Source organism: Hydrogenophaga bisanensis (assembly GCF_042665135.1).
GTDB lineage: Bacteria > Pseudomonadota > Gammaproteobacteria > Burkholderiales > Burkholderiaceae_C > Hydrogenophaga > Hydrogenophaga bisanensis.
In genome coordinates this window covers 24,354-41,632 of the sequence record NZ_JBHTBX010000003.1, presented here as the reverse complement: position 1 = coordinate 41,632, position 17,279 = coordinate 24,354, and the positions used below count along the sequence as shown (strand labels likewise).

The window sequence follows — 17,279 nt, the reverse complement described above, 5'->3', positions numbered from 1 at the left end:
TCAATCGGGGTGGACGCTCAGGGCTTGGGCTTCACGACCGACAGAAGCTGTCCCTCCAGGACGCCAGCTCCCTGCGGGTGCGAGGCGGGGCGCTGTACCTGCCGCTTGATGGTGGACAGCCCGGCCGACGGACTAAACCAACGGGTTTCCACCTCCCCGAGCTGGTTGCTCCATGTGATCCGGTAGGCCTTGAAGGTGCCTGCCGGCACCGTCACATCTTCATAGGCTTCGACCTTCCATTGGATCTCCAGACGGGATTGCCGGCCGGAAGGAAGCTGGGTGACGGTGTGCGAAGAGGTCCAGGTCTTGCCGACGGCCACCGGCCATTGGTAGTCGACGGGCGGATCAAACGTGGTGACGGGGCTGCCGTCGGGACCGGTGACGGCCAGCATGCCATGGGTTGCTCTGTCAAAGAGATTTCCACCGCCAGATCTTGCCTTGGCCGCCAGCACCGGCTTGCCCTCCCAGGTGGTGAGGTTGTGATCCCAGACCACCTGGCCGTCAAAGACTCCCAGGCTGCCAGAGCTCTTCCTGTGAAAGGTCGTGACCGTGCCTGGGACCACCGGCTCCATCTGCTCGGCAACTGGTGGTGTGGTACTGGCGCAGCCCAACGATGACAACAGCGCTGCGGTGGAAGTCAGGTACAGGATCGATCGAATCGAAGCAATGGCCATGATGTCTCCTTCAGTGAATGGTGGGCCGCGTTCATCACTCGGACGAGCTTCTTGTACGGTGGCTTAAAAATCTACGCTTTCGCTACTGTCATGTCCTGATCCAGATCAAGTGGTCGTGAGTATTGGGTGTGTCCGACCGATACCATTGCGGCATGGATAACCTCATCACGCAATGGAATCGCCTGTTCACCCCCGAGGGATGGCGCTCAGAGACCCCGCTGCGAGATGCGCTGGTGGCGCCGTCCGGTGCGGTGCGCGCCCTTGTGCTGGAACTGCGCCGCCCGGCAGATTGGCGGACGCTTTCAGCGGTGTGGGCCGGCGTGCAAGCCGACCTGGGATGGCCTGCGCCCGCCATCGCGGTCAACGGTCTGGACGCGTACCAGCTCTGGATATCGCTGAGTGAGCCTGTCGCATCTTCCCAGGGCCATGCCATGCTGGAGGCTCTGCGACGTCGCTATCTGCCCGAGGTGGAGCGGGATCGCGTCGGCGTGTGGCCCGGAGAAGGGCAGGCAGAGGCCAGCCATCTGGTCACCTTGCCCGGCGAGATGACGGGAAGCGATCGCTGGTCCGCCTTCGTCGCACCGGATCTGGCGGCCGTGTTCGGGGACGAGCCCGCCCTGGATCTGCCACCGGGCCGGGATGCCCAGGCCGAGCTTCTGGCGCAGATCCGCAGCGTGACACTCAGCGATGCCCGGCGCTTGCTGGCACCTTTGTCGCCTGCCGCAGAGGCGCCTGTTTCGGGTGCGGTCTCCGACCATGGCGTGGGGAACTGCGCTTCAATGGCATCGGGCCAAGCCCACCACGATGATCCGCGCAGCTTTCTGCTGTCGGTGATGAACGATCCGTCGGTGGCCATGGCCCTGCGCATCGAAGCTGCCAAGGCCTTGCTGGCGGTGTCGCCTTAGCTCTCTGGCATGCGGGCTGGCCGAGCGCTCAGAGTCCGTGCGTCTGCCGCACGTGCGCCAGCAGTTCGTCACAGGCGTCTTCGATGATGTCCAGCACGCGCTCGAAGCCATCCGCACCGCCGTAATACGGATCGGGTACCTCGCGCGCATCAACCCGGCGAGCGTGACTGGTCAGCAATCGCAGCTTGTGGGCATGCTCGGGTGGACAGATCTCCAGGGCATCGCGCAGGTTGGCCTCGTCCATCACCAGGATGTGGTGCGCCCGCGTGCAATCCTCTTCACGGAGCCGGCTGGCGCGAAGGTCCGACAGGTCATAGTCGCGCCGCATCGCGTGCGCCATGCTGCGCTCGTCCGGCGGGGCGCCGATGTGGTAGCCGTGCGTGCCCGCCGACCGGACACGGATGTGATCGCCCAGTCCCGCCTGCGCCACCCTTTGGCGGAAGACGCCGTGGGCTGTCGGGCTTCGGCAGATGTTGCCCATGCAGACGAACAGGACGTTGACGGTCATGACACGGTGTCTGTCAGGCAGCGGACTGCTCCATGGCCTTGGCCATCGTCTTGCCCAGCTCCACGCCCCACTGGTCGTAGGCGTTGATGCGCCAGATGGCGGCCTGGGTGAAGACCTTGTGTTCGTACAAGGCAATCAGGGCGCCCAGACGGGCTGGGTCCAGCCGGTCAAGCCACAGGATGCTGTTGGGAATGTTGCCGGCAAACATCCGGTGGCGCGCCATGGTGGCCGCTTCCTCACCCGCCAGGCCACTGCGCTCCAGCAGCGTGAGGGTGTCCTCGTAGCTACGACCCCGGGCCATGGCTTCGGCCTGGGCACGCAGGTTCAGGTTCACGACACCGTGGTGGGTGGCCGCCAGGGGCAGGGGGGAGTCCTCGGTCTGCACACCGATGAACTCGACCGGGACCGTGTGCCGGCCCTGGTGGATGAGCTGGAAGTAGGCGTGCTGGCCATCAATGCCCAGCCCACCCCAGATGATGGGGCCGGTGTCCACATCCACCGGCGCACCCCCGATGTGCGTGCTTTTGCCGTTGGACTCCATGTCCATTTGCTGGACAAAGGGCACAAAGCGGACCAGACGCGAGGCGTAGGACACGATCAGCTGGGTGGGGCAGCGCAGGAAATTGCGGTTCCAGATCCCGTGCAGCGCCAGCTGGACTGGCAGGTTCTGGGACAGTGGTGCCTGACAAAAGTGTTCGTCCATGGCGCGCGCACCGGCCAGGAAATCCCGGAAGGCCGCGCCGCCGATACCGATGGCCAGGGGCAACCCGAGGGCGGACCAGACCGAATAACGTCCGCCCACCCAATCCCAGAACAGAAAGGTGCGCTCGGCGGGATACCCCTGACGCGCCGACTCGGCCGGGGTGGCGGTGATGGCCACCAGGTGCTGGCCGACGTGCTCGGCCGCAATGCCCTGGTCCAGCAGCCAGCGCTGGCAGCTGGCGGCGTTGGTCATGGTTTCCTGGGTGGTGAAGGTCTTGGACGACACCACGATCAGGGTTCTGCGTGCGTCGATCCCTCGCAGCACGCTGTAAAGCGCCCAGGCGTCCGGGTTGGAGACATAGTGCACCCGGGGGCCGGTGTGGGTCAGGTGGGCCAGGGCATCGGCGGCCATTCGCGGGCCCAGATCCGAGCCACCGATGCCGATGTTGACGACATCGGTGAAGGTCTCGTCCGTGCTGCTGCGACAGGCACCGCTGCGGACCTCGTCGGCAAACCGGCACATGCGGCCAAGTTCTCGCGCCACGTCGGCACTGATGGCGGCACCCCAGGGGCCCTGCCCCCCGCGCAAGGCCACATGCAGGACGGGCCGGTCTTCGGTCAGGTTGATGTGCTCGCCACGGAACATGGCATCGCGCTGCTGCCCGAGCTGCGCCTCGGCGGCCAGTGCCTGCAGCGCCTGTTCGATGGCTGGTGTGAGGCGCTGTCGTGATGCATCCAGGGTAATGCCGGCGGCGGACAGGGTCAGCCTCTGGACGCGCCCGGCATCGCTGTCAAGCAGGTCGCGCAGGTGCGGGGTGGCACCGGCGTGCTGGGTCAGGGTCTGCCAGGCGGGCAGTTCGGTGGGGGTGGCGTGCTGCAGGGAAGGCATGTCGATCGAATCTGGCGTGGCGCCGGGGAAGGAGGCCATCGATGGCACCCGCCTGCACCGGCAGCACGTATTAGAACAGCAGGCAAGGGTCGGCCATCAGGCTCCGGCCGCCAGTGCGGTGGCCTCGCGGGCCAGTCGGGTGATGCGGTTCCAGTCGCCAGCGGCCAGGGCGTCGGCCGGCGTCAGCCAGCTGCCACCGGCCATGGCCACGTTGGGTAGTTTCAGGAAGTCGCTGAGGTTGTCTGGGCTGACGCCGCCGGTGGGGCAGAAATGCACGTCCGGAATCGGTGCGCCCAGTGCTTTGAGCATGGCGATGCCGCCAGCCTGCTGGGCGGGGAAGAGTTTCATCAGCGTGAAGCCCTGCTCACGGCGGTGCATGACTTCGCCGGGTGTCATCACGCCTGGCATGAAAGGCAGGCGGGCGCATTTGACGGCTTCGATCAGCGCGTCGGTCGCGCCGGGCGAGAGGGCGAAGCTGGCGCCCGCGTCGATCACCTGTTGCACTTCGCTCACGCGGGTGACGGTGCCGGCGCCGGTGTGCATGTCGGGTACCGCCTTGGCGACGGCTTCGATGGCCTTGAGCGCGGCGTCGGAGCGCAGGGTGATTTCCATGACGTCGATGCCGCCTTCGAGCAGCGCGTGGGCCAGCGGCACGGCGTGCGCCGGGTCCTGCAGCACGATGACCGGGACGACGCGGGAGGTGAATGCGGGGCGGGTGAAGCAGGTGGTGGTCATGAGGCGTATGGGGTCAGCCGAACAGGGGTGAGGCGCCTTGCTCCGGCGCACAGGCGTTGCGGCGGAACAGGCCGAAGAGTTCGCGGCCGGTGCCGTGGGCGTTGTGGGTCAGGTCCGGGTGCTGTACCGGGCGGGCGGCGAAGGTGGCGGCATCGACCTCCACTTCCAGCACGCCGCGTTCGCAGTCCAGCGTGATCATGTCGCCGTCCATCACGCGGGCGATGGGGCCGTCGGCCAGCGCCTCGGGGCTCAGATGAATGGCGGCCGGCACTTTGCCCGATGCGCCGCTCATGCGGCCGTCGGTGACCAGCGCGACCTTGAAGCCCTTGTCCTGCAGCACCGCCAACGGCGGCGTGAGCTTGTGCAGCTCGGGCATGCCGTTGGCGCGCGGGCCCTGGTAGCGCACGACGGCGATCAGGTCCTTTTCCAGCTTGCCGGCGTTGAACAGGGCCAGCAGGTCGGCCTGGTCGTGCACCACCACGGCGGGCGCACGCACCACGCGGTGCTCGGGCGCCACGGCCGAGACCTTGACCACGCTGCGGCCCAGGTTGCCCTGCAGCAGGCGCAGGCCGCCGTCGGCGCTGAAGGGCTCGCTCACCGGGCGCAGCACGCTGGTGTCGCCGCTGGTGGCGGGCACCTCGCGCCAGGCGAGTGTGCCTCTGTCCAGCCACGGTTCCTGGCCGTAGGCGGCCAGGCCATCGCCCACCACGGTCTTCACGTCGCCGTGCAGCAGGCCGGCTGACAGCAGTTCACGCATCAGGAAGCCCATGCCGCCCGCGGCGTGGAAATGGTTCACGTCGGCCTTGCCGTTGGGGTAGACGCGGGCCAGCAGCGGCACCACCGCCGAGAGTTCGGCGAAGTCGTCCCAGTCGATCAGCACGCCGGCGGCACGCGCCATGGCGATCAGGTGGATGGTGTGGTTGGTCGAGCCGCCGGTGGCCAGCAGGCCGACCAGGCCGTTGACCAGGGTCTTCTCGGTGACGATATCGGCCAGACGGATGACGGGCTGACCGGTCTTGCCGGTGTTGGCCACGGCGCGTTCCAGCGCGGCCTTGCTCAGCGCTTCGCGCAGCCCGGTGCCGGGGTTGACGAAGGACGAGCCCGGCAGGTGCAGGCCCATGATCTCCATCAGCATCTGGTTACTGTTGGCGGTGCCGTAGAAGGTGCAGGTGCCGGGCGAATGGTAGGCGGCGGCCTCGCTTTCCAGCAGCGCGTCGCGGCCGACCAGGCCTTGGGCGTACTGCTGGCGCACCTTGGCCTTGGCATCGTTGGACAGGCCGCTGACCATGGGGCCGGCCGGCACGAACACGGTGGACAGGTGGCCGAACTGCAGTGCACCCATGAACAGGCCGGGCACGATCTTGTCGCACACGCCCAGCATGAGGGCCGCGTCGAACACCTGGTGCGACAGGCCCACGGCCGTGGCCAGGGCGATGACGTCGCGCGAGAACAGCGACAGCTCCATGCCCTCGGCGCCTTGCGTGATGCCGTCGCACATGGCCGGCACACCGCCGGCCACCTGGGCCGTGGCGCCGATGGCGCGCGCGTGGCTGCGCAGCAGCTCGGGGTAGTGCTCGTAGGGCTGGTGGGCCGAGAGCATGTCGTTGTAGGCGGTGATGATGCCCACGTGCGGCGCACGTTCGGCGTGGATGACCAGCTTGTCGGCCGCGGGCAGGGCCGCAGTGGTGTGGGCCATGTTGGCGCAGCCCATGCCGGCGCGTTGCGTCTTGCCGGCGCGGGCCTGGGCGTCCATGCTGGCCAGGTACTGGCTGCGCAGGTCGGCGCTGCGCTCGACGATGCGTTGCGTGACGCGGGCGAGGGTGGTGTTCAGTGGGGCGTTCATGGGGTCATCCGATCCAGACGCTCACGGGCGTCCGTGTCTGGTGGAGGATCAGCGAGACGGGCAGCGCCGGATCGGCCTTCTCGGCCGCACGGCGGTACACCGAAAGCTTGGTGTCGCCGCTGATGGACAGCAACAGTTCACGTGCCTGCAGCAGCGCGTGCAATGTGAAACTCAGGCGCGCATGCGGTGCCGTGTCGGGCACGACCCAGGCCAGCGGATCGTCCGTGGCGATGGCACGTGCATAGCCGGGCGCTCCCGGGAACAGTGAAGCGGTGTGCGCGTCTTCACCCATGCCGAGCACGGCCACGTCCAGTGGCCAGGGCAGGTCAGCGATGCGACGGGTGGCGTCCTGCACCAGGGCGTCCAGCACCTCGGCGTTGAACTGGGCCGGCAATTCGCCGAAGAAGTGCACAAAGCGTGCTGCAGCGGCTGCACCCTGCAGCAGATGGCGGGCGACCAGGCCGGTATTGCTCGCTTGGTGATCACGTGGCACCACGCGCTCGTCCACCAGCACCACGGTCACGCGCGACCAGTCCAGGTCCTGCTCGCGCAGGGCCTCGAACATGGGAATGGGCGACTTGCCCCCAGAGACCGCCAGGCTGGCCCGGCCCCGCGCGGCGATGGCGGCGCGCAGAGCGCTGGCGATGTGCGCCGCGATGGCTGCCGGCGTGGAACCGGTGTGTTCGGTGATCGCCATCAGGCTTCCTCCAGCCAGGCGGAGCCCTCGCGCGCCATCAGCGCCGACGAGGCTGCCGGCCCCCAGCTGCCAGCGGTGTAGGCCTTGGGCTTTTCGCCCAGCTGCTGCCAGCCATTGATGATGGGTTCGACCCAGGCCCAGGCGGCCTCGAGCTCGTCGCGGCGCATGAAGTGCGTCAGGCGGCCCTTGATCACGTCGATCAGCAGGCGCTCGTACGCTTCGGCGCGGCGTTCTGTGAAAGCGGACTGCAGGTCCAGGTTGAGGCTGACGGGGCGCAGCTTCATGCCGCTGCCAGGCTCCTTGGCCATCATCTGCAGCTGGATGTGCTCCTCGGGCTGCAGGCGGATCATCAGCCGGTTGACCGACTTGTGGGGTGAATCGCCGAAGATGGTGAAGGGCAGGTCGGCGAACTCGATCACGATTTCGGACTGCCGCGCGGCCATGCGTTTGCCGGTGCGCAGGAAGAAGGGCACGTTGGCCCAGCGCCAGTTGTTGATGTGCGCCTTCAGCGCCACAAAGGTTTCGGTCGTGCTGCCAGGGGGCACGTTTTCCTCTTGCAGGTAACCCTTGGCGGCTTCGCCACCCGAGGCGCCGGCGGTGTACTGGCCGCGCACCGTGTCGCGTGCGACGTCGGCCACCGCCATGGGCCTGAGGGACCGCAGCACCTTGAGCTTTTCATCGCGCACGGCGTCCGGGTCCAGCGACACCGGAGGCTCCATGGCCACGATGCACAGCAACTGCAGCAGGTGGTTCTGGATCATGTCGCGCATGGCGCCGGTGCCGTCGTAGAAGCCCGCGCGGCTGCCCACGCCCACACTCTCGGCCACGGTGATCTGTACGCTCTTGATGAAGGGGCTGCGCCACAACGGCTCGAAGATGCTGTTGCCAAAGCGCAGCACCATCAGGTTCTGCACCGTTTCCTTGCCCAGGTAGTGATCGATGCGGAAGATCTGCTGCTCCTGGAAGTACTGTCCGACGTCGTGGTTGATCTGCCGTGCCGAGGCCAGGTCGTGTCCCAGGGGTTTCTCCAGCACCACTCGGGCGCGCTCGTCGATCAGACCGGCCGACTGGAGGTGGGCGCAGATGCCGACAAACAGGCTGGGAGCGGTGGCCAGGTAGTAGACCCGGTCCGATCCCGGTTGCAGGCTGGTCGCGAGCGTCGTGAAGTCCTCGCTGTGCGTGGCGTCCACGCTGCAGAAGTGCAGCCGCTCAAGAAAGCTGGTCCACGTGTCGGTTCGGAAGTGCTTGGCTTCGATGAAGCCCGGCACCTTGTCCTGAAGGAAGGCCAGAAACTCCGTCCGGTTCCAGGTCTGGCGGCCCAGCGCGTGAATGCGCGCGTGGGCGGGCAGGTTCCCGTGCAGGTGCGCCATGTAGAGCGCTGGCAGCAGTTTGCGCACCGACAGGTCGCCGACACCACCGAAGATCACCACATCCAGAGCGGTGGAGGAGCTTGCCGGGGAGGGATGAATGGTCATGTCTCTAACAAAGTTTCTTGATGTGGCGTTATTTTAATGTAATCAAGTTACATGTCAGGAACAATTTTCCTTTGGCTGGACTGGCGTGTGAGGTGCCCGGGTCGATCAGAGGGCGTGGAGCTTCGGATGACCTCGCTGCAACCGCCGCTCCACCGCCGCCAGATTGGGGGGGGTGCAACCCGTTTCTTCCACGCAGAGGCTGGCGCTGGCGATGGCGTGCGAGAGCATGGCGCCGATGTCCGCGCCTTCCAGCGCCAGATCCGAAGCCCGCTTTGCTGACTGCATGGCGGGGCGCTGCAGGAGCGCGACCAGCAGTCCCGCCAGAAAGCAGTCACCGGCACCCACGGTGTCGGCGACCCGGACTGGCTGAGATTCCACGGCCATCCAGCCGGTGCCATCGCGTTCGAGCAGCGCCGCACCCCGGGCACCCAGCGTGAGTGCCAGCCATCGGGCGCTGGTGCGCGCAAGCAGGGCCCTGGCCGCAGCCACCGGATCGGCCTGCTCGAAGCCGAGGGTGACGAGGTCGTCGTCACTGACCTTGATCAGATCGGCTTCGGCCAGTGCGGCCATCACACTGGTCTGGTAGGCACGCATGTCGGGGACGATGGCTGGGCGAAGGTTCGCGTCGACCACCACCAAGCGCCCGCAGGCGCGCTGTGCCTTCAGCCAGGGCAGGTACTTGTCGCTGTCCTCGGCCACCAGCGCCAGACAGCCGGTGGCCACCACCTTGAGTCCCGCCGCCGCTTCGCAGGCGGTGTTCATCCCCTCGGCGCTGACCTGCCGATCGGCCACGGCTTCGCGGTAGAAGCTGTAGCTGGCCTTGCCGGCCGAGTCCAGTGCGACGACCGCCAGTGAAGTGGGTTCGTGCGTGGGCTCCGGTCGGGCCAGATGGACGCCGGCCCGTGCGATCCCGTCGGCCAAGCCACGGCCGAAGCGGTCCCGCGACAGGGGATTGAGGTAGAGCGTGCCGACTCCCTGCAGACCCAGTGCGCGGGTGAGGTTGTAGACCGCGCCCCCGTTGCAGGGGCGCAGGCGTCCGTCCGCTTCCTGAATCAGATCGATGAGCGCCTCGCCGGCGGTGGCCACTTCGGCGCGAACCATGCTGCTAGGGAAAACCATAAGTAAATCCAGTTGATTTATTAATGTCGTCGGGAATATAGTTCAGTCACCGCGACAGACCAAGTGGGTGAAACCCCGATCCGTTGCGGCAGCCACCCCCGGAAAACCGCACCCGCTCGAAGGAGACAACATGAAAACACTGGCCCCCATTGCTTTGCTTGCCACACTCACCCTGGCGGCGGGCACTGCTGGCGCGCAAGGTCAGCCCGTCATCGGACTGATCACCAAGACAGAGACCAATCCCTTCTTCGTGAAGATGAAGGAGGGCGCCGACGCTGAAGCCAGGAAGCTGGGCGCCAAGCTGCTGTCGGCTGCCGGCAAGACCGACGGTGACAACGCCGGCCAGGTGACCGCCATGGAGAACATGATGGCGGCGGGTGCCAAGACCATCCTGATCACCCCGTCCGATTCCAAAGCCATCGTCCCTGCCATCAAGAAGGCGCGCGCCCAGGGCGTGATGGTGATTGCCCTGGACAGTCCGACGGACCCCCTGGAGGCGACCGATGCCCTGTTTGCCACCAACAACTACAAGGCCGGTGAACTGATCGGACAGTATGCCAAGGCCGCTCTGGGCGGCAAACCGGCCGTGATTGCGACGCTGGACCTGTTCCCGGGGCATCCCGTGGGGGCTCAGCGCCACAACGGTTTCCTCAAGGGCTTCGGCCTGCCCGCGCCGGATGCCAAGAGCAACGAACTCGGCGGCAAGGCGGCGGGGGTCGTCTGCATGGCCGACAGTTTTGGTGACCGCGCCAAGGGGCAGACCGGCATGGAAAACTGTCTGCAGAAGAACCCCAACATCAATCTGGTCTACACCATCAACGAGCCCGCCGCGGCTGGCGCCTACAACGCCCTGAAGGCCGCCGGCAAGGAGAAGGACGTGGTGATCGTGTCCGTGGATGGGGGCTGTGCTGGCGTGGCCGATGTGGGCAAGGGAGTGATCGCCGCCACCAGCCAGCAGTACCCGCTGCGCATGGCTGCCATGGGTGTCGCCGCCGGCGTCGAATACGCCAGGACCGGCAAGAAGGTCAGTGGCTACACGGATACCGGGGTGGCCCTGATCGCTGCCAAACCGGTGTCGGGTGTCGAGAGCAAGGACGTCAAGACCGGCATGGACCTGTGCTGGGGTAACAAGTAACTCCCCCCTGCGCCGCTGCGCGGTTTCCCCCCTCCCTGGCGCCTTCGGCTTGGAGGGGGAACGCGCCTTCGGGCCGGCGTAGCCGGACCCTGGGCGCTGCTGGCGGGGGATATCGCCGGTCGCGTTGCCTTTCTGGTGTCCTCTCACCTTCTTCGGGAGCGTTCCCTTGAATTCACTCACCTCCAAACTGCCGCCGATCGGCACGCTCGGTCCTTTTGTGGCCCTGCTGCTGGCCTGTGTCTTCTTCGCGACCCAGAGCGAGCGCTTCCTGACGAGCCAGAACTTCGCACTCATCCTGCAGCAGGTGATGGTGGTGGGGGTCATTGCCATCGGGCAGACGCTGATCATCCTGACCGCCGGCATTGACCTGTCCTGCGGCATGATCATGGCCCTGGGCGGTATCGTGATGACCAAGGTGGCGGCCGACTACGGCCTGTCGGCGCCGGTGGCCATTGCGTGCGGCATCGGCGTGACCACCCTGTTCGGCCTGATCAACGGCCTGCTGGTGACCAAGGTCAAGCTGCCGCCTTTCATCGTCACGCTGGGCACCCTCAACATTGCGTTTGCCATCACCCAGCTGTATTCCAACTCCCAGACCATCACCGACATTCCGGACGGGATGCTCTGGCTGGGCAACACCTTCCGCATCGGTGACACCGCCATCGTCTGGGGCGCCATCCTCATGCTGTTCCTTTACCTGGTGGTGTGGATTGCACTGCGCGAGACCGCCCCCGGGCGTCATGTCTATGCCGTCGGCAACAGCCCCGAGGCCACGCGCCTGACGGGGATTGCGACCGACAAGGTGCTGCTGGGGGTGTACGTCATGGCCGGTGTGTTTTACGGGATCGCGTCGCTGCTGAGCGTCGCGCGCACCGGTGCCGGCGATCCCAATGCCGGCCAGACCGAGAACCTGGACGCGATCACCGCCGTGGTGCTGGGTGGCACCAGCCTGTTCGGCGGCCGGGGCATCATCCTTGGCACGCTGGTCGGCGCACTCATCGTCGGGGTGTTCCGCAATGGCCTGACGCTCATGGGCGTCTCGTCGGTGTACCAGATCCTGGTGACAGGGATCCTGGTCATCCTGGCCGTCGCGACCGATCAACTTTCACGCAAGGGGGCGCGCTGATCATGAGCGACCCAAACCAACCTCTGGTGATGCAGGCCAAGGGCCTGGTCAAGCGCTACGGGCAGGTCACCGCGCTGGATGGCGCCGATTTCGAGCTGCGCGCCGGCGAGATCCTGGCCGTGATCGGTGACAACGGCGCGGGCAAGTCCAGCCTGATCAAGGCCCTGTCGGGAGCCACCGTTCCTGACGAGGGTGAGATCTACCTCGATGGTCAGCGCGTGAACTTCCGCAGCCCGATCGATGCGCGCCGCGCGGGCATCGAGACGGTGTACCAGGACCTGGCCGTGGCACCCGCCATGACGATTGCGGAGAACCTGTTCCTGGGCCGCGAGATCCGTCGACCGGGCATGCTGGGCAGCGTCTTCCAGATGATCGACAAGAAGAAGATGCTCCAGGAGAGCATTGCCCGCATGAACGACCTGAAAGTGGGGATCCGCTCCATGACGCAGGCGGTGGAGACACTCTCGGGTGGCCAGCGCCAGTGCGTGGCGGTGGCGCGCGCGGCGGCCTTTGCGCAGCACGTGGTCATCATGGATGAGCCGACGGCGGCACTGGGTGTGAAGGAGGGCAACATGGTGCTGGAACTCATCCGCCGCGTGCGCGACAAGGGCCTGCCCGTCATCCTGATCAGCCACAACATGCCGCATGTGTTCGAGATCGCCGACCGCATCCACATCGCCCGCCTGGGCAAGCGCGCCGCCGTGGTGAACCCGAAGAAAATCAGCATGAGCGATACGGTGGCGGTCATGACCGGTGCGATGACCGCCGAGCAGCTGGCGCCCGAATGCCTGGCCTGAAGGAACAGCATGCTCAAAGGCATTGACCCCTTGCTCAGTCCGGAACTGCTCAAGTTGCTGGCCGAGATGGGCCACGACGACGCAGTGGTACTGGCCGACGCCAATTTCACCGCCATGAGCCTGGGTGCCGGCAAGCCGGTGTTGCGGCTGCCGGGTATCGGCATGACCAGGACGATGGAAGCGGTCGCCAGCGTGCTGCCCCTGGCCGACGACGTGGCGCATCCGGTGGCTTACATGCAAGTGGGCGGTACCGAGGCTGGCTACCGCTCGGCCCTGCAGCGCGAGACGCTGGCGGTGCTGGCTCGGCATGGCCTGCGAGACGGGCAGGCCGAGGCGGTGGAGCGCTACGCGTTCTATGAGCGGGTCAAACGTGCCTATGCCATCGTGGTGACCGGCGAACTGGAGCCCTGGGGCAACTTTCTGTTGCGCAAGGGGGTCCTTGGTCATGCCCTGCGGCCCTGAGGTCGCGGCGACAATCACCCGGTGAATGTCATGAACACCCCGACGCCATCCGTTGACAGCGGCGCCAGCCACCGGCTGCGCCCGCGCGGCTCCAACCAGCTGGGCGTGCGCCAGTTCAATGACCGGGTGGTGCTGCAGGCGCTGCGCACCCACGGCAGTCTGCCCAAGGCCGAACTCGCGCGCCTGACCGGGCTGACCGCACAGACCATCGGTCTGATCACCGCACGACTGGACGAAGACGATCTGCTGACCCGTGGGGCTCCCGTGCGGGGCAAGGTGGGCCAGCCTTCGGTGCCCATCGGGCTCAATCCCGATGGTGCGTTTTCCGTGGGCATCAAGATCGGCCGCCGCAGTGCTGACTGGATGCTGCTGGATTTCACCGGTCAGGTACGCCAGCGTCTGGTGATGGACTACCCCTTTCCCGACGCCGACACCCTGCTGCCGGCCATCGGCCGCAACCTCAATCGTCTGCTCGACGGACTGGGACCGAAAGCCGATCGGGTCGTGGGCGTGGGCGTGGCCGCGCCATTCCAGCTGGGTGGCTGGCACCGGATGCTGGGGCTGACGGAGCAGCAGTCCGATGCGTGGAACCAGATTGACCTGACCGCCCGGGTGCAGGGCATGACCGATCTGCCGGTCAGCTTCGCCAGGGACACCGTGGCGGCCTGCGTGGCGGAGCTGTTGCAGGGCCGGGGGCGAGAGATCGGCAGCTTCCTCTACCTGTTCATCGACACGTTTGTCGGTGGAGGACTGGTGATCAACTCGCACCTGCATCGGGGCCTGCATGGCAACGCAGGCGCGGTGGCCTCGCTGCCCCTGCACGTGGCCAGCGGTACCCCGGGGTCGGCGCCGCCACCCCAGCTGATCGGTCAGGCCTCCTTGTGGGATCTGGAACAGCGGTACCGTGAACACGATCTGGATCCAATGGCCGCCTACGACGAACGGGTGCTGCTGACGCCCTGGCTGCCCTTCACCCGCGACTGGATGGACCGTGCGGCCATGGCCCTGGCGCACTGCGTGATCTCCGGTACAGCGTTTCTGGATGTCGAGGCGGTGGTCGTCGACGGCGTCATCACCGGCCCCTTGCTGGACGACCTTCTGGTCCGCACCCGCGAGGCGCTGCAGGCCTACAGTTGGGAGGGCTTGCAGGCACCGCCCCGCATCGAGCGGGGCAGCATCGGCTCGGATGCGCGTGCGCTGGGCGGTGCCCTGTTGCCGCTGCACAGCTGCTTCGCCCCCGACCACGACCTGTTTCTCAAGGTCTGAGTCAGCGGGTCAGTGCCGGTCAACCGCCTCACTCAGGCCATCGGCTTTCAGATGGAGCACGCGGTCGGCGCGGGCCGCGGCAGCCGCCGAATGGGTCACGAGCACGAGCGAGGTGCCGTGCTCGCGCACTTGCGACAGCAGCAGATCCATTACCTGGCTCGCGGTGGAGGGGTCCAGGTTGCCGGTCGGTTCATCGGCCAGCAGCAGGCGAGGGCGGTGGACCAGGGCCCGGGCGATGGCCACCCGCTGCAGTTGGCCGCCCGAGAGCTGTGCCGGCAGCCGGCTGCCCAACCCGGCCAGACCGACCGCCGCAAGCATGGCGTCCACCCGGGCATGGTCATCGATGCCCAGGAGCATCAGCGGCAGCGCGACGTTCTGGGCCACATCCAGATGGGGCAGCACATGAAAGGCCTGGAACACGAAGCCCAGTGCCTGGCGCCGCCAGTGTGCCCGCGCCGATTCGTCCAGCGTCCCCAGATCGATACCGTCGTGGAGCACGCGACCTTCCTGCCAGTCGTCCAGCCCGGCCAGGCAGTTGAGCAGGCTGGACTTGCCCACGCCCGATTCGCCGACGATGGCCACGAACTCGCCGTCTGCGACGGTCAGGTTGACGTGGGCGAACACCGCCACCTCACCATAGCGCTTGGTAAGGTCATCGACGCGCAGGCTCATGCGGTGCCTTCCATCAGCCGGCACACCCGATTCATGACGCGGGGCAGGGCGTCGGCCGCGTCGCAGGGCACGATCACACGGTCGGGCATGGACCGCAGCCAGGTGATCTGTCGCTTGGCCAGTTGCCGGGTGGCAAAGATGCCCTGGTCGCGCAGACGCCGAAGATCCGCCGGGGACAGGTCGTTGGTGCCTGCCTGGTCCAGCGCTTCCCAGACCTGGCGATAGCCCACGCAGCGCATCGACGGCAGATCTGGATTCAGGTCACCCCGCGCGCGCAGGCGGCGCACCTCGTCGATCAGCCCGGCGGCCAGCATGGCATCGAAACGCTGGGCAATGCGCTCGTGCAGCCACCTGCGCTCGTCGGGCTCCAGGCTGATCAGGGCACCGGTGGGCACCGGGTTGACATGGCCGCGATCACTGCGCTGGAAGGACGAAATCGGGCGACCTGATACCCGGTGGACTTCCAGCGCGCGCTGGATGCGCTGGGCGTCATTGGGTGCCAGGCGCGCAGCCGTGGCCGGATCGACATGGGCCAGTTCAGCATGCATGGCCGGCCAACCGCGCTCGCGGGCTTGCAGGTCCAGTTCGGCACGCACCGCGGCATCGGCACGCGGCATGTCATCAAGCCCCTCCATCAGGGCCTTGAAATACAGCATGGTGCCGCCCACCAGCAAGGGCATGCGGCCGCGTCCCCGGATGTCGTCCATCAGTCGCCTGGCATCGGCCACGAACTCGGCGGCGCTGTAAGCCTGCAAGGGGTCGCGGATGTCGATCAGGTGGTGGGGCACCGCCGCCAGCTCGGCGGCTGTTGGCTTGGCGGTGCCGATATCCATGCCCCGGTAGACCAGGGCCGAGTCGACGCTGATGATTTCCACCGGCCATCGGGCAGCGATGGCCAGCGAGGCGGCACTCTTGCCGCTGGCGGTGGGCCCGGCCAGGGCGATGCAGGCGGGCGGGGCATGCGGCGCGGTCATGGCTCAGGTGGTGGGTGTGTCAAGGGGGGTGACGCGTTGCGGCGGTGTGCGCACCTCGCCATAGCGCTGCACCAGGGTCCAGGCGGTCAGGCTGATGAGCACGCTCCAGAACCAGACGCCGTTGGTCAGCGGCAGCACCGTGCCCTGACCTTCGGCCACGCTGGCCAGACTCCTGCCGAGCCACCCACCCATCACAAAGGCGGCCACCATCATCAGGAAACCGCTCATGGCGGACGCTGCACCGGCCGCCTGCGGAAATGGCCCGACCGACCCGCTCTGTCCGCAGGGTTGGTGGACGCCGTGGCCCAGCATGAACAGGTAGAAGGGCAGCATGATGGCAGCCACATGCTGTACGCCGGCCAGGGCCAGCACGCCCATCACCGTGCCGGCGGTGAGGGTGCAGACACCGGCCAGGGCGACCGTGCGGCGAACACCAAACACCGGCAACAGCCGCCGGCAGATGAAGGTGCCCACGATATAGGACAGCGACATGGTCAGCATGGCCAGTCCGTAGGCGGGCTTGGACAGGCCCAGCACCTGGATGAAGACAAAGGAGGATGCGGCCAGGAAGGTGAAAAGCCCGCCATAGGAGGTGGTGGCCAGCAGGGTGAACGCCCAGAAGGTCGGGTGACGCAGGATCTGCCCCCAGGTGCGCAGCAGTGTCACCGGCTCCAGTGCTTTCGGATTCTTCTGTGTCAGAGTCTCCTCGAAGCGCCAGGCCAGCATCGCCAGCGTGCCGGCCCCGAACACCGCCACGGCGGCCAGGGCCGTGCGCCAGCCCAGGTACTCGGCCAGCAGTCCGCCCAGGGGCGCGCTGGCGCAGGCGATCACGCCCAGGCCGGTCAGGCCCTTGGACATGATGCGCGCGCCTTCGCTGGGGGCATACAGGTCGCGGACGATGGCCCGGGCTCCCATCACGCCGGCGCCCATGGCCACGCCCTGCAAGGTGCGCCACAGGATCAGCTGCGTCATGGATACCGAAAACACGCTGCCGGCTGAGGCAGCCGCATACAGCGCCAGTCCCCACAGCAGCACCGGGCGCCGGCCATAACGGTCCGACAGCGGGCCCCACACGAGTTGTGAAAGGCCGAAAGCCAGCAGCAGCGCGGTCAGGGTCAGCTGGGCTTGCGGCATGGTCGCCCCAAAGCCCTGCGTCATGGCGGGCAGGGCGGGCAGGTACAGGTCGGTGGTGACGGGTTGCAGGCCCAGCAGCAGCGACAGCGCCAGGACCACCATGGCAGGGCTCATGCCCGTGCGCTGGGCGCCGGATTCGGGGAGACGGACAGACATCCGCCTGAGG

At 67.0% G+C, this 17,279-nt stretch carries 17 protein-coding genes; 6 read left to right on the top strand and 11 right to left on the bottom strand.

Annotation, left to right across the window (positions count from 1 at the left end; translation table 11 throughout):
- Positions 1-17 precede the first annotated feature (17 nt).
- Positions 18-674: a hypothetical protein gene (locus ACFQNJ_RS05560; RefSeq protein WP_382254725.1), complete on the bottom strand. Its 657-nt coding sequence runs from the start codon at positions 672-674 to the stop codon at positions 18-20.
- 152 nt (positions 675-826) lie between these two features.
- Between ACFQNJ_RS05560 and ACFQNJ_RS05555 the strand changes: the two genes are divergently transcribed.
- Positions 827-1,579, top strand: coding sequence for a hypothetical protein (locus ACFQNJ_RS05555; protein ID WP_382254723.1), 753 nt, complete (start codon positions 827-829; stop codon positions 1,577-1,579).
- Positions 1,580-1,607: 28 nt separating this feature from the next.
- On the opposite strand, the gene ACFQNJ_RS05550 is transcribed toward ACFQNJ_RS05555, so the two are convergent.
- The 7 genes from ACFQNJ_RS05550 to ACFQNJ_RS05520 form a co-directional block, all read right to left on the bottom strand.
- Positions 1,608-2,087, bottom strand: a complete 480-nt coding sequence (locus ACFQNJ_RS05550) for a low molecular weight protein-tyrosine-phosphatase (RefSeq protein WP_382254720.1) — start codon at positions 2,085-2,087, stop codon at positions 1,608-1,610.
- Positions 2,088-2,100: 13 nt separating this feature from the next.
- Entirely contained in the window at positions 2,101-3,717 is a 1,617-nt protein-coding gene (gene pgi, locus ACFQNJ_RS05545; protein ID WP_382254717.1) for a glucose-6-phosphate isomerase, read from the bottom strand.
- Between the two features lie 57 nt (positions 3,718-3,774).
- Positions 3,775-4,413, bottom strand: coding sequence for a bifunctional 4-hydroxy-2-oxoglutarate aldolase/2-dehydro-3-deoxy-phosphogluconate aldolase (eda, locus tag ACFQNJ_RS05540; RefSeq protein WP_382254715.1), 639 nt, complete (start codon positions 4,411-4,413; stop codon positions 3,775-3,777).
- 13 nt (positions 4,414-4,426) lie between these two features.
- On the bottom strand, positions 4,427-6,256 hold the full coding sequence (gene edd, locus ACFQNJ_RS05535; RefSeq protein ID WP_382254713.1) for a phosphogluconate dehydratase: 1,830 nt from the start codon (positions 6,254-6,256) through the stop codon (positions 4,427-4,429).
- Positions 6,257-6,260: 4 nt separating this feature from the next.
- A complete protein-coding gene (pgl, locus tag ACFQNJ_RS05530) occupies positions 6,261-6,953 on the bottom strand; it encodes a 6-phosphogluconolactonase (RefSeq protein WP_382254710.1) in 693 nt (230 codons plus the stop codon).
- Positions 6,953-8,428 (bottom strand): glucose-6-phosphate dehydrogenase, encoded by a 1,476-nt coding sequence (zwf, locus tag ACFQNJ_RS05525; RefSeq protein ID WP_382254707.1) that lies wholly within the window; start codon positions 8,426-8,428, stop codon positions 6,953-6,955. The genes pgl and zwf overlap by 1 nt, the downstream gene beginning before the upstream one ends.
- A 105-nt stretch (positions 8,429-8,533) precedes the next feature.
- Positions 8,534-9,529 carry a PfkB family carbohydrate kinase gene (locus ACFQNJ_RS05520; protein ID WP_382254704.1) on the bottom strand — a complete coding sequence of 332 codons (996 nt, stop codon included), beginning with the start codon at positions 9,527-9,529 and terminating at the stop codon, positions 8,534-8,536.
- A gap of 148 nt (positions 9,530-9,677) precedes the next feature.
- Between ACFQNJ_RS05520 and ACFQNJ_RS05515 the strand changes: the two genes are divergently transcribed.
- The 5 genes from ACFQNJ_RS05515 to ACFQNJ_RS05495 all read left to right on the top strand — a co-directional run bounded on the left by ACFQNJ_RS05515 (position 9,678) and on the right by ACFQNJ_RS05495 (position 14,333).
- The gene (locus ACFQNJ_RS05515; protein ID WP_382254701.1) at positions 9,678-10,682 is read left to right on the top strand and encodes a sugar ABC transporter substrate-binding protein; all 1,005 of its coding nucleotides are present in this window, start codon (positions 9,678-9,680) and stop codon (positions 10,680-10,682) included.
- A 166-nt stretch (positions 10,683-10,848) separates the two neighbouring features.
- On the top strand, positions 10,849-11,808 hold the full coding sequence (locus ACFQNJ_RS05510) for an ABC transporter permease (RefSeq protein WP_382254699.1): 960 nt from the start codon (positions 10,849-10,851) through the stop codon (positions 11,806-11,808).
- A 2-nt stretch (positions 11,809-11,810) separates the two neighbouring features.
- Entirely contained in the window at positions 11,811-12,605 is a 795-nt protein-coding gene (locus tag ACFQNJ_RS05505) for an ATP-binding cassette domain-containing protein (RefSeq protein ID WP_374642050.1), read from the top strand.
- Positions 12,606-12,614: 9 nt separating this feature from the next.
- Entirely contained in the window at positions 12,615-13,067 is a 453-nt protein-coding gene (locus tag ACFQNJ_RS05500) for an RbsD/FucU family protein (protein ID WP_374642048.1), read from the top strand.
- Between the two features lie 30 nt (positions 13,068-13,097).
- Positions 13,098-14,333: an ROK family transcriptional regulator gene (locus tag ACFQNJ_RS05495; RefSeq protein WP_382254694.1), complete on the top strand. Its 1,236-nt coding sequence runs from the start codon at positions 13,098-13,100 to the stop codon at positions 14,331-14,333.
- 9 nt (positions 14,334-14,342) lie between these two features.
- Here the strand turns inward: ACFQNJ_RS05495 and ACFQNJ_RS05490 are convergent, their stop codons facing one another.
- From ACFQNJ_RS05490 to ACFQNJ_RS05480, 3 genes are read right to left on the bottom strand one after another with little or no spacing between them, the layout of a single operon-like run.
- Positions 14,343-15,005, bottom strand: a complete 663-nt coding sequence (locus ACFQNJ_RS05490) for an ABC transporter ATP-binding protein (protein WP_382254692.1) — start codon at positions 15,003-15,005, stop codon at positions 14,343-14,345.
- Positions 15,002-15,979: a tRNA (adenosine(37)-N6)-dimethylallyltransferase MiaA gene (miaA, locus tag ACFQNJ_RS05485; RefSeq protein WP_382254690.1), complete on the bottom strand. Its 978-nt coding sequence runs from the start codon at positions 15,977-15,979 to the stop codon at positions 15,002-15,004. Before miaA ends, ACFQNJ_RS05490 begins: the two co-directional genes overlap by 4 nt.
- Before the next feature lie 3 nt (positions 15,980-15,982).
- Positions 15,983-17,269: a multidrug effflux MFS transporter gene (locus ACFQNJ_RS05480; protein WP_374642040.1), complete on the bottom strand. Its 1,287-nt coding sequence runs from the start codon at positions 17,267-17,269 to the stop codon at positions 15,983-15,985.
- Positions 17,270-17,279: the final 10 nt, after the last annotated feature.

Excerpts from the sequence above, each read along its gene's own strand:
- ACFQNJ_RS05560 (WP_382254725.1), bottom strand. The coding sequence starts at position 674 with ATGGCCATTGCTTCGATTCGATCGATCCTGTACCTGACTTCCACCGCA.
- ACFQNJ_RS05555 (WP_382254723.1), top strand. The coding sequence starts at position 827 with ATGGATAACCTCATCACGCAATGGAATCGCCTGTTCACCCCCGAGGGA.
- ACFQNJ_RS05550 (WP_382254720.1), bottom strand. The coding sequence starts at position 2,087 with ATGACCGTCAACGTCCTGTTCGTCTGCATGGGCAACATCTGCCGAAGC.
- pgi (WP_382254717.1), bottom strand. The coding sequence starts at position 3,717 with ATGGCCTCCTTCCCCGGCGCCACGCCAGATTCGATCGACATGCCTTCC.
- eda (WP_382254715.1), bottom strand. The coding sequence starts at position 4,413 with ATGACCACCACCTGCTTCACCCGCCCCGCATTCACCTCCCGCGTCGTC.
- edd (WP_382254713.1), bottom strand. The coding sequence starts at position 6,256 with ATGAACGCCCCACTGAACACCACCCTCGCCCGCGTCACGCAACGCATC.
- pgl (WP_382254710.1), bottom strand. The coding sequence starts at position 6,953 with ATGGCGATCACCGAACACACCGGTTCCACGCCGGCAGCCATCGCGGCG.
- zwf (WP_382254707.1), bottom strand. The coding sequence starts at position 8,428 with ATGACCATTCATCCCTCCCCGGCAAGCTCCTCCACCGCTCTGGATGTG.
- ACFQNJ_RS05520 (WP_382254704.1), bottom strand. The coding sequence starts at position 9,529 with ATGGTTCGCGCCGAAGTGGCCACCGCCGGCGAGGCGCTCATCGATCTG.
- ACFQNJ_RS05515 (WP_382254701.1), top strand. The coding sequence starts at position 9,678 with ATGAAAACACTGGCCCCCATTGCTTTGCTTGCCACACTCACCCTGGCG.
- ACFQNJ_RS05505 (WP_374642050.1), top strand. The coding sequence starts at position 11,811 with ATGAGCGACCCAAACCAACCTCTGGTGATGCAGGCCAAGGGCCTGGTC.
- ACFQNJ_RS05500 (WP_374642048.1), top strand. The coding sequence starts at position 12,615 with ATGCTCAAAGGCATTGACCCCTTGCTCAGTCCGGAACTGCTCAAGTTG.
- ACFQNJ_RS05495 (WP_382254694.1), top strand. The coding sequence starts at position 13,098 with ATGAACACCCCGACGCCATCCGTTGACAGCGGCGCCAGCCACCGGCTG.
- ACFQNJ_RS05490 (WP_382254692.1), bottom strand. The coding sequence starts at position 15,005 with ATGAGCCTGCGCGTCGATGACCTTACCAAGCGCTATGGTGAGGTGGCG.
- miaA (WP_382254690.1), bottom strand. The coding sequence starts at position 15,979 with ATGACCGCGCCGCATGCCCCGCCCGCCTGCATCGCCCTGGCCGGGCCC.
- ACFQNJ_RS05480 (WP_374642040.1), bottom strand. The coding sequence starts at position 17,269 with ATGTCTGTCCGTCTCCCCGAATCCGGCGCCCAGCGCACGGGCATGAGC.